Raw genomic sequence first — 14,388 nt, 5'->3', positions numbered from 1 at the left:
TTCCTCAACCCTTGGAGTTGGCGGATTCCGCGTGGCTCATGTCCATACCTTCCATTCCTTCATGCGAGCTGTGCTCACCTTCAGGTTGGGTCATGTCCATGCTCTTACCGTGGTCCATGAATTTGTTAATAACGTCCTTGAACAAATCTGGTTTCACGCTGGAGAAATATTCCACCTTGTTGTACTCGCTTGGCATAGCCACTTTCTCGAACGCCGCCATATCATTCATGGTGTTCGGAGACTGCTTCGCTTTTGCGACCCATTGGTCGAATTCTGCGCGGTCTTTGGTGGCGATAGCTTTAAACTTCATACCAGAGAAGCCCGGGCCGCTATAGCTGGCGGAGATGCCATCGTAGGTTCCGGGTTCGTTGGCGATCAGATGCAAACGTGTTTGCATACCGGCCATGGCATAAATCTGGCTACCCAGACGCGGGATAAAGAAGGAGTTCATCACGGAGTTGGAGGTCACTTTGAAATAAACCGGCGTGTTCGCCGGGAAGGCGATCTCGTTGACGGTGGCGATACCCTGCTCCGGATAGATGAAGAACCATTTCCAGTCCATGGAAACCACTTCGATGGTGATCGGTTTTTCGTCATGCGCCAGCGGCTTGCTTGGTTCAAGCGCGTGCGTGGTTTTCCAGGTCAGTACGGCAAGGAAAATGATGATTAAGATAGGCACCGTCCAGACCACGGCTTCCACTTTATTGGAGTGTGACCAGTTCGGGCTATACTTCGCATCCTTATTACTCGCACGATACTTCCAGGCGAAACCAACAGCCATCAAGATGGCGGGAATAACGACGATCAACATCAGGCCAAATGCCGTCAGTATCAGCGAACGTTGCTCCAGTCCAATCTGTCCTTTGGGATCCAGCAGCGCAGAATTACAGCCACTGAGTAATGCAGTGCCTGCAATTAATGACAACCATCCCAAACTTTTATTGTATTTCCTGAGTCTCATTTAACGACCTCAATTCCACGGGACCTGGTGGCGTTTAAAGTGTAGGGGCATTTTACGGTAAGGTTACATTACTGTAAACATGATTGGTTCTGTGTTACCAAGTTCTGCCGCGCATGTCACATATGTTGCCAAGTATGTCGAAATAACTTTAAGACACTGTTGAAACTTTGCGTTATAACGGATGAGGTCTGTAAGTGGGATGTTGAGGGATAATTGGTATAACCAATGTGAAAATAAAACAATTACTTAACAATTTATTATCAATAAAAGGACAATCAACGGCAGAAATTTAAATTTAATCGGCTGAATCGTGTAAAGAAAATAGGTAGCGTAGAAATTACCAATAATTTCCAAAATTCTGTTGCGCACAAAAAGACAAATATATTTTTTATCAATTGATGGTTATTTAGCCGTTATAATTCCGGGTCGTTATTACAACGGCAAATAATGTTTTAGAGCAGGCGTGTTTTTCGTAGCGCCAGGTAGTCCAGCAACCCGCCAAAGACAATGCCGCACACGGCAACCGCTACCGCGGTCTCAAGCAATCCGGGCAGGAATGAGAAGTTGGTGTAATCCACCGCGTTCATGGTCAGCAGGAGTACCCATACCGCCAGCAAAGCGACGCCCGCGAGCAGGATTGAAAGCGCGAAATTGTAGGCGCCACGGTATTGCGTGCGGGGAATGAAACGCTCGCTCTGCCAGCTATATTCCAGCGTTTGCCGACAGACCAGCAACAGTAACAGCCCGGGAACGGCGGCGACAACCGAGAAGAGGTAGAATGTCGGCCAGCCGTGCGCTTCAACGAACCAGCCCGCTACGGGACCAACATAAACGCGGCCTACTGCGGAGAGGGCCGACAGTAGGGCAAACTGTGTTGCGGAAAACGACTTATTACATAGCGTCATTAATAAGGCGACAAAGGCGGCAGTCCCCATCCCGCCGCACAGATTTTCGAAAAAGACCGCCGCGCCCATGCTGAACATGTTTTTATCGGTAATGGAGAGCAACCAGTAACCGGCGTTGGACGCGCCTTGCAAAATGCCGAAAATCAGCAGCGCGCGAAACAGCGAAAGACGCTGCATTAATATGCCGCCGTATAACGCGCCGACGATTGTCGCCAACAGGCCCAGCGTTTTATTGACCACGCCGACTTCGCCGGCGTCAAAGCCGACGCCGCGAATCAAAAAGGTGGTGGTCAGGCTCATGGCGAAGGCGTCACCCAGTTTATAAAGCACAATGAGCAGTAAAATCAGCCAGGCGTTATTACGGCCAAAGAAATCGCGTAGTGGCGCGACGACGGCCTGTTCCAGCGATTTCGGGGACGGGATACTATCGGTCGGCTCCGGCGCCAGTAAGGTGGCGATAATGCAGGGGATCAGCAATGCCGCCATCAGCCAGTACATGCCCTGCCAGCCGAGCCAGCGATCGGCCAGCCATAGCGCCAGTCCGCCGGAAACCAGCATCCCCAACCGGTAGCCAAGCACGCTGATTGCCGCGCCAGCGCCGCGTTCTTCTGCGGGTAAAACATCGGTTTTCCAGGCGTCGAACACGATATCCTGCGAGGCGGAGCAAAAAGCAATCACCACCGCCAGCGCCGCCATCCAGCGTAGCTGCGTGCCGGGTTCAAGAAAGCCCATCGCCGCAATCGCCGCCAGTAACAACAGTTGGGTGGCGAGTAACCAACCGCGACGACGACCTAAAAAAGGCGGCGTGTAGCGGTCCATCAGCGGGGACCAGAGAAACTTAAACACATAGGCCTGACCAACCAGCGAGAAGAAGCCAATCGTTTTAAGATCGATATTCTCGACGGTCATCCACGCCTGTAGCGTACCGGAGGTGAGCGCCAGCGGGAGGCCGGAGGCAAAACCCAATATCAGCAGAATGGCTGAACGCGGTTGCTGGAAAATACGTAAATATTGACTTGACATAGGCATCTACAGACCCGGCTTCTGCCGGGTCTTGTTGTTGCTATTAACGGGCGTTTTGCTTGATAAAATCGTGAATACTGGTGTCCTGAGACATATCAGCGATAGTATCGGTCAGAACACTGTTCACCGCGTCGGCAATATTCTGGTTAGAGGCCTGGAATGCCCCTTCAATAGAGTAGTTGGCGCGATAGTTTTTGGTCATCTTGTTGCCATTTGCCGCGGTCGCAATAATCGCGATATCCGCTTTGGTCGCGATGTTGTAGCGCACGCTGCCCTGGGAAACATCAGCATACAGTTGGTTAACAATAATCTGCAGATTAACCGCGCCGTTAGGCCCGATCATATAGCCCCGCGCCGTCATCTGTTTTTCCAGGACTTCTTGTAACAGGAAGCGTAAATCGCGGGAGGCGGTTAACGTTACCAGCTGGTTGTTACGCGTGACTTTCGCTAACGCTTGATCCTGGCGTTGGTCCGCGCCGGTAATGCTAACGGTGACGCCCATCAGGCTCGGATCCTGCTGTGGCAAGGTGATCTTCGGCGCGACGTCAATGGTCGTCGGCGGTGTGGCGCATCCTGCCAGCATAAACAGAGCGACTAACGGAAAGAGAAGTTTTTTTAACATATTCAGGCTCTCAATGACGCTTAAAACGTGATAGGTAAAAATTCCCGCCATCATAACACCGCTAACGGCGAGGGGAAGTGGTCAACGCAGGTAAATTCGTCGTAATGTCCGATTTGGTATTGATAACGGCGCGAGCGGGGATTTTGAGCGCTAAAAGAATGATTAAGGCAGTAAACTTCATACGTTTGGCTGAAATAATCAGACGAAAGCTAAATTTTTGTTGTCATGCTGTAATGGAAACGGTAAAAGCGGCTAGTATTTAAAGGGATGGGTGACATCACAGCGTTGTCGGAGGAGATTTTCATGATGATACGTGAGCAAATAGAAGAAAAATTAAGGACAGCGTTCGACCCCGTGTTTCTCGAAGTTGTGGATGAAAGCTATCGTCACAATGTTCCTGCAGGATCGGAAAGTCATTTTAAGGTCGTGCTGGTGAGCGATCGCTTTACAGGCGAACGTTTTCTTAATCGTCATCGGATGATTTACGGTACGTTAACGGCGGAACTCTCCACAACCGTACATGCGCTGGCACTGCATACTTATACCCTCAAAGAGTGGGAAGGGTTGCAGGATACTATCTTCGCGTCGCCTCCTTGTCGCGGCGCGGGAAGCATCGCGTAGCAAAACGGATTTGCAACTACCTCCGCTTTTCCAGTATGTTGCTACAGAATTATGTGAAAACGGCCTGCGGGCCGTTTTGTTTTGTCTGAATTTTGAGCGTGTCGTACAGTATTCAGACAAAAATTAGCCGAGAATTGTGAAAACCGCCGCAGCATCGCACAATCACCGTTCTCGACTCACAAAAGTGATGCCGCTATAATGCGCCGTCTTATATATGAACGTCTTCGGGATGATTCTGACGACAGGGAATGTGATTGATTATGAGAACATCCCGGTTCCGCGAAGCAAATAGCACGTGCTTGCGGAGTAGAGTTGACCGAGCACTGTGATTTTTTGAGGTAACAAGATGCAAGTTTCAGTTGAAACCACTCAGGGCCTTGGCCGCCGTGTAACGATTACAATCGCTGCTGACAGCATCGAGACCGCTGTAAAAAGCGAGCTGGTCAACGTAGCGAAAAAAGTACGTATTGACGGCTTCCGTAAAGGCAAAGTACCGATGAATATCGTCGCTCAGCGTTATGGCGCTTCTGTTCGCCAGGACGTGCTGGGCGATCTGATGAGCCGCAACTTCGTTGACGCGATCATCAAAGAAAAAATTAACCCGGCAGGCGCGCCGAACTATGTTCCGGGCGAATACAAAGTGGGTGAAGACTTCACTTACTCCGTCGAGTTTGAAGTCTATCCGGAAGTTGAACTGACCGGCCTCGAGTCCATCGAAGTTGAAAAACCGGTTGTTGAAGTCACCGACGCTGACGTTGATGTGATGCTGGACACCCTGCGTAAGCAGCAGGCGACCTGGAAAGAAAAAGACGGCGCTGCTGATGCGGAAGACCGCGTGACCATCGACTTCACCGGCTCTGTAGACGGCGAAGAGTTCGAAGGCGGCAAAGCGACCGATTTCGTTCTGGCGATGGGCCAGGGTCGTATGATTCCGGGCTTTGAAGACGGCGTTAAAGGCCACAAAGCTGGCGAAGAGTTCACTATCGATGTGACCTTCCCGGAAGAGTACCACGCTGAAAACCTGAAAGGTAAAGCGGCTAAGTTCGTTATCAACCTGAAGAAAGTTGAAGAACGTGAACTGCCGGAACTGACCGAAGAATTCATCAAACGTTTCGGCGTTGAAGATGGTTCCGTAGCCGGTCTGCGCGCTGAAGTACGTAAAAACATGGAACGCGAGCTGAAAGGCGCGGTGCGTAACCGCGTTAAGTCTCAGGCGATCGAAGGTCTGGTAAAAGCTAACGACATCGACGTACCGGCTGCGCTGATCGACAGCGAAATCGACGTTCTGCGTCGTCAGGCTGCGCAGCGTTTTGGTGGTAACGAGAAACAGGCTCTGGAGCTGCCGCGCGAACTGTTCGAAGAACAGGCTAAGCGTCGTGTAGTTGTCGGTCTGCTGCTCGGCGAAGTCATTCGTACCAACGAGCTGAAAGCGGACGAAGAACGCGTTAAAGGTCTGATCGAAGAGATGGCGTCTGCTTACGAAGATCCGAAAGAAGTGATTGAGTTCTACAGCAAAAATAAAGAGCTGATGGACAATATGCGTAACGTCGCTCTGGAAGAACAGGCTGTTGAAGCGGTTCTGGCAAAAGCGAAAGTGTCTGAAAAAGCCACTTCCTTCAATGAGCTGATGAACCAGCAGGCGTAATTTTTCGCATTAAAAGCACGAAATTTGCACAAAAACCCGTCACCTTTCAGTGACGGGTTTTTTTTTGTCACGCATTTTGCATGGTAAGGGTGCGAAAACCGCGTTTCAGTGTTAGCGTTAGAGCAAAAGATTGTTATGCTTGAATTATGGCGATGCCGTACCCATTACAGAGGGACTGGCTGATAATCCGTCCATCAGGTTACAATCAGTACAGCAGATTTTTTCAATTTTTATCCAGGAGACGGAAATGTCATACAGCGGAGAACGAGATAATTTGGCCCCTCATATGGCGCTGGTGCCGATGGTCATTGAACAGACCTCACGCGGTGAGCGCTCTTTTGATATCTATTCTCGTCTACTTAAGGAACGCGTCATATTTCTGACCGGCCAGGTCGAAGACCATATGGCTAACCTGATCGTGGCGCAGATGCTGTTCCTGGAAGCGGAAAACCCGGAAAAAGATATCTATCTGTACATTAATTCTCCTGGCGGCGTAATTACTGCGGGGATGTCCATCTATGACACCATGCAGTTTATTAAGCCAGACGTCAGCACCATTTGTATGGGACAGGCGGCCTCTATGGGGGCGTTTTTGCTGACTGCCGGGGCGAAAGGCAAACGTTTCTGCTTGCCGAACTCTCGCGTCATGATCCACCAGCCGCTGGGCGGCTACCAGGGCCAGGCGACGGATATTGAAATTCACGCCCGCGAAATTTTGAAAGTAAAAGGGCGCATGAATGAACTTATGGCGCATCATACGGGTCAATCTCTTGAGCAGATTGAACGTGATACTGAGCGCGATCGCTTCCTCTCCGCGCCTGAAGCGGTAGAGTACGGTTTGGTTGACTCAATTTTGACCCATCGTAATTGATGCCCTGGACGCAAGTGTGCCGCTATACACTTCATCCTTCACGCTACCTCGGTGTTGGCTGCCAGCGCGCCTCCCGGTGACTTACTTATGTAAGCGCTGCGGAGTCGCTGAGTTGCCGCCTTGATGTAGCTCGAATGATTTTGTGTATATACTAATGAAGGGCGGCACAACGCTGATTAGCGGCTTGCGCCTGAGAATGGCATTTGCGTCGTCGTGTGCGGCACAAAGAACAAAGAAGAGGTTTTGACTCATGACAGATAAACGCAAAGATGGCTCGGGCAAATTGTTGTACTGCTCTTTTTGCGGCAAAAGCCAGCATGAAGTGCGCAAGCTGATTGCCGGTCCATCCGTGTATATCTGCGACGAATGCGTCGATTTATGTAACGACATTATTCGCGAAGAAATTAAAGAAGTTGCTCCGCACCGTGAACGTAGTGCGCTGCCGACGCCGCATGAAATTCGTACTCACCTGGACGATTACGTTATCGGCCAGGAGCAGGCGAAAAAAGTGCTGGCGGTGGCGGTCTATAACCACTACAAGCGTCTGCGTAACGGCGATACCAGCAATGGCGTCGAGTTAGGCAAAAGCAACATTCTGCTGATTGGACCGACCGGTTCCGGTAAAACGCTGCTGGCGGAAACGCTGGCGCGCTTGCTGGATGTGCCGTTCACTATGGCGGATGCGACCACGCTGACCGAAGCGGGTTACGTGGGTGAAGACGTCGAGAATATCATTCAGAAACTGTTGCAGAAATGCGACTACGACGTGCAAAAAGCGCAGCGTGGGATTGTCTACATTGATGAAATCGATAAGATTTCGCGTAAATCAGACAATCCGTCCATTACCCGCGACGTTTCCGGCGAAGGCGTACAGCAGGCGTTGCTGAAACTGATCGAAGGCACCGTCGCCGCGGTTCCACCGCAGGGCGGTCGCAAACATCCGCAGCAGGAATTCTTACAGGTAGATACCTCTAAGATTCTGTTTATCTGCGGCGGCGCGTTTGCCGGTCTGGATAAAGTGATCGCTAACCGTGTTGAAACCGGCTCCGGCATTGGTTTTGGCGCGACGGTGAAAGCGAAGTCCGACAAAGCCAGCGAAGGCGAGCTGTTGTCGCAGGTTGAACCGGAAGATTTGATCAAATTTGGTCTGATTCCTGAGTTTATCGGTCGTCTGCCAGTGGTGGCGACGCTGAACGAACTCAGCGAAGAAGCGCTGATTCAAATCCTGAAAGAGCCGAAAAATGCGCTGACCAAGCAGTATCAGGCGCTGTTTAACCTGGAAGGCGTCGATCTGGAATTCCGTGACGAAGCGCTGGACGCTATCGCCAGGAAAGCAATGGCGCGTAAAACCGGCGCCCGTGGCCTGCGTTCTATCGTCGAAGCGGCGCTGCTGGATACCATGTACGATTTGCCATCTATGGAAGACGTCGAAAAAGTAGTGATCGACGAGTCCGTTATTGCCGGTCAGAGTAAGCCGTTGCTGATTTACGGCAAACCGGAAGCGCAGGCTTCTGGCGAATAATTAAACATTCATACAATCAGTTAGCCAAAAAAGGGGGGATTTTATCTCCCCTTTCGTTTTTCCTGTAAACACGCCGTTGAATGTGTGGGAAACATCCCCATATACTGACGTACATGTTATAGGTGGTATGGAGCACAGCTATACTATCTGATTACCTGGCGGACACTAAACTAAGAGAGAGCTCTATGAATCCTGAGCGTTCTGAACGCATTGAAATCCCCGTATTGCCCTTGCGCGATGTGGTGGTTTATCCGCACATGGTCATACCCTTATTTGTAGGGCGGGAAAAATCTATCCGTTGTCTGGAAGCGGCTATGGACCATGATAAAAAAATCATGCTGGTCGCCCAGAAGGAAGCATCAACGGATGAGCCGGGTGTAAACGATCTTTTCACCGTCGGGACCGTGGCCTCTATTTTGCAGATGTTGAAACTGCCTGACGGCACCGTAAAAGTGCTGGTCGAGGGGTTACAGCGCGCGCGTATTTCCGCGCTGTCTGACAACGGCGAACATTTCTCCGCGAAGGCGGAGTACCTTGATTCGCCAGCCATTGATGAGCGAGAACAAGAAGTGCTGGTGCGTACCGCTATCAGCCAGTTCGAAGGCTACATCAAGCTGAACAAAAAAATTCCGCCGGAAGTGCTGACGTCACTCAATAGCATTGACGACCCTGCACGTCTGGCTGACACCATCGCCGCGCATATGCCGCTGAAACTGGCGGATAAACAGTCCGTACTGGAGATGTCCGACGTTAACGAACGCCTGGAATATCTGATGGCGATGATGGAATCTGAAATCGATCTGCTGCAGGTTGAGAAACGCATTCGCAACCGCGTGAAAAAGCAGATGGAGAAATCCCAGCGCGAGTACTATCTGAACGAGCAAATGAAAGCGATTCAGAAAGAACTTGGCGAGATGGACGACGCGCCGGACGAAAACGAAGCGCTGAAGCGTAAGATCGACGCGGCGAAAATGCCAAAAGAGGCGAAAGAGAAAGCGGAAGCGGAACTGCAGAAGCTGAAAATGATGTCTCCGATGTCGGCGGAAGCGACCGTGGTGCGCGGCTACATCGACTGGATGGTGCAGGTGCCGTGGAATGCGCGTAGCAAGGTCAAAAAAGACCTGCGTCAGGCGCAGGAAATCCTTGATACTGACCATTATGGTCTGGAGCGCGTGAAAGACCGCATCCTTGAGTATCTCGCGGTTCAAAGCCGTGTAAATAAAATCAAGGGGCCGATCCTGTGTCTGGTGGGGCCGCCGGGGGTAGGTAAAACCTCGTTGGGCCAGTCCATCGCTAAAGCAACAGGGCGTAAATACATCCGTATGGCGCTGGGCGGCGTGCGTGATGAAGCGGAAATCCGCGGTCATCGCCGGACTTACATTGGCTCTATGCCGGGTAAACTGATCCAAAAAATGGCCAAAGTGGGGGTTAAAAACCCACTGTTCCTGCTCGATGAGATCGACAAAATGTCTTCTGACATGCGCGGCGATCCGGCTTCCGCACTGCTGGAAGTGCTGGATCCAGAGCAGAACGTGGCGTTCAGCGATCATTACCTGGAAGTGGATTACGATCTCAGCGATGTGATGTTTGTCGCCACTTCCAACTCCATGAACATTCCGGCGCCGCTGCTGGATCGTATGGAGGTGATCCGTCTGTCCGGTTATACCGAAGATGAGAAGCTGAATATTGCTAAACGTCACCTGCTGCCGAAGCAGATCGAGCGTAACGCGCTGAAGAAAGGAGAACTGACGGTCGACGATAGCGCGATTATCGGTATTATTCGCTATTACACGCGTGAAGCGGGCGTGCGTAGTCTGGAGCGTGAAATCTCCAAACTGTGCCGCAAAGCGGTTAAACAACTGTTGCTCGATAAGTCGTTAAAACATATCGAAATTAACGGCGATAATCTGCACGACTACCTCGGTGTGCAGCGCTTTGATTATGGCCGCGCGGATAGCGAAAACCGCGTAGGTCAGGTGACGGGGTTGGCGTGGACGGAAGTGGGCGGCGATCTGTTGACCATCGAAACCGCCTGCGTACCGGGCAAAGGCAAGCTGACCTACACCGGTTCGCTCGGTGAAGTGATGCAGGAATCCATTCAGGCGGCGCTGACCGTGGTGCGCGCGCGCGCGGAAAAACTGGGTATTAATCCGGACTTTTACGAAAAACGCGATATCCACGTTCACGTGCCGGAAGGCGCAACGCCGAAAGACGGTCCAAGTGCCGGTATCGCGATGTGTACCGCGCTGGTTTCCTGCCTGACCGGTAATCCGGTGCGCGCAGATGTGGCAATGACCGGTGAGATCACGCTGCGCGGTCAGGTGTTGCCGATCGGCGGCCTGAAAGAAAAACTGTTGGCGGCGCATCGCGGCGGGATTAAAACGGTCTTAATTCCATTCGAAAATAAACGTGACCTGGAGGAAATTCCGGACAACGTGATTGCCGATCTGGATATTCACCCGGTTAAGCGTATTGAGGAAGTTCTGACGCTTGCTCTGCAAAATGAACCGTCTGGAATGCAGGTTGTAACCGCAAAATAGTGACCTCGCGCAAATAGCGCTAATAAAAACAGGGCTGGCAGGCTATTTCGGACTTGCCAGCCTTTTTTTGTATAGCTAATTTAGATGGTTGATTGGGTCTGCCACCATTAACGGGTGTTGTAAGGGCGTGGCAGGCCTGATATAACTGCTGCGCGGTCGTACTTCGAAGGATTCAGGTGCGATATAAATTATAAAGAGGAAGAGAAGAGTGAATAAATCTCAACTGATCGAAAAAATTGCTGCAGGGGCTGATATCTCTAAGGCTGCGGCTGGACGTGCGTTAGACGCGATTATTGCTTCTGTTACCGAATCTCTGAAAGAAGGGGATGACGTTGCACTGGTAGGCTTTGGTACTTTTGCTGTTAAAGAGCGTGCTGCCCGTACTGGTCGCAACCCGCAAACAGGTAAAGAGATCACCATCGCCGCAGCCAAAGTGCCGAGTTTCCGTGCAGGTAAAGCGCTGAAAGACGCGGTAAACTAAGCGTGATCCCCTCGGGGGATGTGACAAAGTACAAGGGCGCATCAACTGATGTGCCTTTTTTATTGACGATTCGGGACTTTCTGCGCGTTGCGGGCTGACAATTGCCCTCGTTTCTTGTCACAATAGGCTTTTGCGCGCCGCGTTCAGAAAATGCGATGCGCGTGAAGTCTATATACGCAAATCATTCAGGTTGCGTCGACGCGGCAACTGAGCGAATCACTCGGTAGCCAGCAGAGAAGCCGCCTGAAAGATAAAGTGTAAAGTCACCTACAGCGGAGTGTGGTTACACCATGATGGACAGCTTACGCACGGCTGCAAACAGTCTCGTGCTCAAGATTATTTTCGTTATCATTATCGTGTCGTTCATTTTGACCGGCGTTAGTGGTTACCTGATTGGCGGAAGCAATAACTACGCCGCAAAAGTGAATGGCCAGGAAATCAGCCGGGCACAGTTTGAGAATGCGTTTAATAACGAACGTAACCGTATGCAGCAGCAGTTGGGCGACAGGTATTCTGAACTGGCGGCCAACGAAGGTTATATGAAAAGCCTGCGCCAGCAGGTGCTGAATCGTCTGATAGATGAAGCGCTGTTGGATCAATATTCCCGCGAACTGAAACTGGGCATCAGCGATGAGCAGGTAAAGCAGGCGATTTTCGCCACTCCCGCTTTTCAGGTGGACGGTAAGTTTGACAACAACCGCTATAACGCGATTGTGAATCAGATGGGAATGACCGCCGATCAGTACGCTCAGGCGCTGCGTAACCAGCTTACCACTCAGCAACTGATCAACGGCGTGGCCGGTACTGATTTTATGCTGAAAGGGGAAACCGACGAACTGGCGGCATTAGTCTCTCAACAGCGCGTGGTGCGTGAAGCCGTTATTGATGTCAACGCGCTGGCGGCGAAGCAGCAGGTGACCGATCAGGAAGTGTCCAGCTACTACGATCAGAATAAAGTCCGCTTTATGACGCCGGAACAGTTCCGCGTAAGCTATATCAAGCTGGATGCCGCGACGATGCAGGCACCGGTCAGCGATGCGGATATTCAGGCCTATTATGACCAGCATGTAGATCAGTTTACTCAGCCGGAGCGTATTCGTTACAGCATTATTCAGACCAAAACGGAAGATGATGCGAAAGCGGTACTGGATGCGCTGAACAAGGGCGAAGATTTCGCCACGCTGGCGAAAGAGAAATCTACCGATATCATCTCTGCGCGTAATGGCGGCGATATGGGCTGGCTGGAAGAGTCTGCCACGGTGCCGGAACTGAAAAACGCCGGATTAAAAGAAAAAGGCCAGATATCTGGTGTGATTAAGTCGTCTGTCGGTTTTCTGGTGGCGCGTCTGGATGATATTCAGCCTGCCAAAGTGAAACCGTTAAGCGAGGTTCGCGACGACATTGCCGCGAAAGTGAAACAAGAAAAAGCGCTGGATGCTTACTATGCGTTGCAGCAGAAAGTGAGCGATGCGGCAAGCAACGACAATGAGTCGTTAGCAGGCGCTGAACAGGTCGCTGGTGTAAAAGCCGTTGAAACCGGCTGGTTTAGCCGTGACACCTTACCGGAAGAGCTGAACTTCAAACCGGTAGCCGATGCTATCTTTAATGGCGGTCTGGTAGGCGAAAACGGTACGCCGGGGCCGAATTCAGACATTATCACCGTGGATGGCGACCGGGCTTTTGTTGTACGCGTGAGCGAACATAAACCTGAAGCCGTGAAGCCGTTGGCAGAAGTGAAAGAACAGGTCACTGCCCTGGTGAAGCATAACAAAGCGGAACAACAGGCGAAGCTGGATGCGGAAAAACTGCTGGTCGAGCTGAAAGCGGGCAAAGGCGCGGAAGCGATGAAAGCGGCGGGTCTGAGTTTTGGCGAGCCTAAAACGTTAAGTCGTACCAGTCAGGATCCGGTGAGTCAGGCGGCCTTTGCATTAAGCCTTCCGACGAAAGATAAGCCAGTTTATGGCGTGGCGAACGATATGCAGGGTAACGTCGTTCTGCTGGCGTTTGACGAGGTGAAAGCGGGTGCCATGCCGGAAGCGCAGAAAAAAGCGATGGTGCAGGGCATCACGCAGAACAATGCGCAAATTGTCTTTGAAGCGCTGATGAGTAATCTGCGTAAAGAGGCGAAAATCAAAATCGGCGACGCTCTGGAACAGCAGTAATCGTCGAGGCGCTTCGCAAAAAATTGCAAAACGTTGTATCCCACAAAGGCCGCTTTCGCGGCCTTTTCCATTTCTGAGAATTGCCGTTTGTTCGTTTTTCTCCGCCCCGCTATCGTGGCTGCACTGTTAACAAACAAGGAGAAAACAGTATGAAACACGGAATTAAAGCACTGCTTATTACACTTTCTTTAACCTGCGCGGGCATGGCCCATAGCGCACTGGCGGCGACGCCTGTCGCAAAAAATGCAGCGGTGGAAACAAAAGCGGATACGCCTTCTTCATCCTCCGCCAAAGCGGCATTACCTACTAAAGCCAGCGATGATGAAGGTACCAGGGTGAGCATTAATACCGCGTCTGCGGAGGATCTGGCGCGGGTGATGAACGGCGTTGGGCTGAAAAAAGCGCAGGCTATTGTGAGCTATCGGGAGGAGTATGGTCCTTTTAAAACGGTGGATGATTTAAAGCAGGTGCCGGGAATGGGAAGCGCGCTGGTGGAGCGTAATCTGGCAGTTTTAACATTGTAATCACTTGCACAGTGGCAAAAATTTGCCAGACTGTAGAGGTCATACCAGTTATGACCTCTGTACTTGTCGTTTACTTATAACAACAACGTAAGGTTATTGCGCTATGCAAACACAAATCAAAGTTCGTGGATATCATCTTGATGTTTATCAACATGTTAATAATGCCCGCTATCTGGAATTTCTGGAAGAGGCCCGTTGGGATGGGCTGGAAAACAGCGACAGCTTTCAGTGGATGACGGCCCGCAATATTGCCTTTGTGGTGGTAAACATCAATATAAATTACCGTCGCCCGGCGGTATTGAGCGATCTACTGACCGTGACCAGCCAGGTACAACAGCTTAACGGTAAAAGCGGCGTATTAAGCCAGACGATTACGCTGGAGCCAGAAGGGCAGGTGGTGGCCGATGCGCTCATCACGTTTGTTTGTATTGATTTAAAAACGCAAAAAGCGCTGCCGCTGGAAGGCGAATTGCGTGAAAAGCTGGAACAGATGGTGCAATAACGCCCCTCG

Annotated in this window: 12 protein-coding genes; 9 read left to right on the top strand and 3 right to left on the bottom strand. The window is 51.2% G+C overall.

Features of this window, described 5'->3' with window-relative positions:
* Positions 1–4 precede the first annotated feature (4 nt).
* The 3 genes from cyoA to ACLJRE_RS15625 all read right to left on the bottom strand — a co-directional run bounded on the left by cyoA (position 5) and on the right by ACLJRE_RS15625 (position 3,511).
* A complete protein-coding gene (cyoA, locus tag ACLJRE_RS15635; protein WP_001239448.1) occupies positions 5–961 on the bottom strand; it encodes a cytochrome o ubiquinol oxidase subunit II in 957 nt (318 codons plus the stop codon).
* Between the two features lie 452 nt (positions 962–1,413).
* Positions 1,414–2,889 carry a muropeptide MFS transporter AmpG gene (gene ampG, locus ACLJRE_RS15630; protein WP_000098466.1) on the bottom strand — a complete coding sequence of 492 codons (1,476 nt, stop codon included), beginning with the start codon at positions 2,887–2,889 and terminating at the stop codon, positions 1,414–1,416.
* Positions 2,890–2,932: 43 nt separating this feature from the next.
* Positions 2,933–3,511 carry a lipoprotein gene (locus ACLJRE_RS15625; RefSeq protein ID WP_001539323.1) on the bottom strand — a complete coding sequence of 193 codons (579 nt, stop codon included), beginning with the start codon at positions 3,509–3,511 and terminating at the stop codon, positions 2,933–2,935.
* Between the two features lie 303 nt (positions 3,512–3,814).
* Between ACLJRE_RS15625 and bolA the strand changes: the two genes are divergently transcribed.
* The 9 genes from bolA (at position 3,815) to fadM (ending at position 14,379) form a co-directional block, all read left to right on the top strand.
* Positions 3,815–4,132: a transcriptional regulator BolA gene (gene bolA, locus ACLJRE_RS15620; RefSeq protein ID WP_000973433.1), complete on the top strand. Its 318-nt coding sequence runs from the start codon at positions 3,815–3,817 to the stop codon at positions 4,130–4,132.
* Between the two features lie 346 nt (positions 4,133–4,478).
* Complete coding sequence (tig, locus tag ACLJRE_RS15615) at positions 4,479–5,777, top strand: trigger factor (protein ID WP_001198403.1); 1,299 nt, start codon at positions 4,479–4,481, stop codon at positions 5,775–5,777.
* A gap of 247 nt (positions 5,778–6,024) precedes the next feature.
* Positions 6,025–6,648 (top strand): ATP-dependent Clp endopeptidase proteolytic subunit ClpP, encoded by a 624-nt coding sequence (gene clpP / locus ACLJRE_RS15610; protein WP_000122257.1) that lies wholly within the window; start codon positions 6,025–6,027, stop codon positions 6,646–6,648.
* Positions 6,649–6,898: 250 nt separating this feature from the next.
* Entirely contained in the window at positions 6,899–8,170 is a 1,272-nt protein-coding gene (gene clpX / locus ACLJRE_RS15605) for an ATP-dependent protease ATP-binding subunit ClpX (protein ID WP_000130314.1), read from the top strand.
* 185 nt (positions 8,171–8,355) lie between these two features.
* Complete coding sequence (gene lon, locus ACLJRE_RS15600) at positions 8,356–10,710, top strand: endopeptidase La (protein ID WP_001067723.1); 2,355 nt, start codon at positions 8,356–8,358, stop codon at positions 10,708–10,710.
* A gap of 190 nt (positions 10,711–10,900) precedes the next feature.
* A complete protein-coding gene (hupB, locus tag ACLJRE_RS15595; protein ID WP_254888479.1) occupies positions 10,901–11,191 on the top strand; it encodes a nucleoid-associated protein HU-beta in 291 nt (96 codons plus the stop codon).
* 290 nt (positions 11,192–11,481) lie between these two features.
* Entirely contained in the window at positions 11,482–13,353 is a 1,872-nt protein-coding gene (gene ppiD, locus ACLJRE_RS15590) for a peptidylprolyl isomerase (protein ID WP_000969434.1), read from the top strand.
* Between the two features lie 149 nt (positions 13,354–13,502).
* Positions 13,503–13,877, top strand: coding sequence for a helix-hairpin-helix domain-containing protein (locus ACLJRE_RS15585; RefSeq protein ID WP_000680324.1), 375 nt, complete (start codon positions 13,503–13,505; stop codon positions 13,875–13,877).
* Between the two features lie 103 nt (positions 13,878–13,980).
* Positions 13,981–14,379 (top strand): long-chain acyl-CoA thioesterase FadM, encoded by a 399-nt coding sequence (fadM, locus tag ACLJRE_RS15580; protein WP_001194543.1) that lies wholly within the window; start codon positions 13,981–13,983, stop codon positions 14,377–14,379.
* The last annotated feature ends 9 nt before the right edge of the window (positions 14,380–14,388 follow it).

The sequence above is a fragment of the Salmonella sp. SAL04157 genome (assembly GCF_046551635.1).
Lineage (GTDB): Bacteria > Pseudomonadota > Gammaproteobacteria > Enterobacterales > Enterobacteriaceae > Salmonella > Salmonella enterica.
This window is presented reverse-complemented; position numbering and strand designations above follow the sequence as displayed.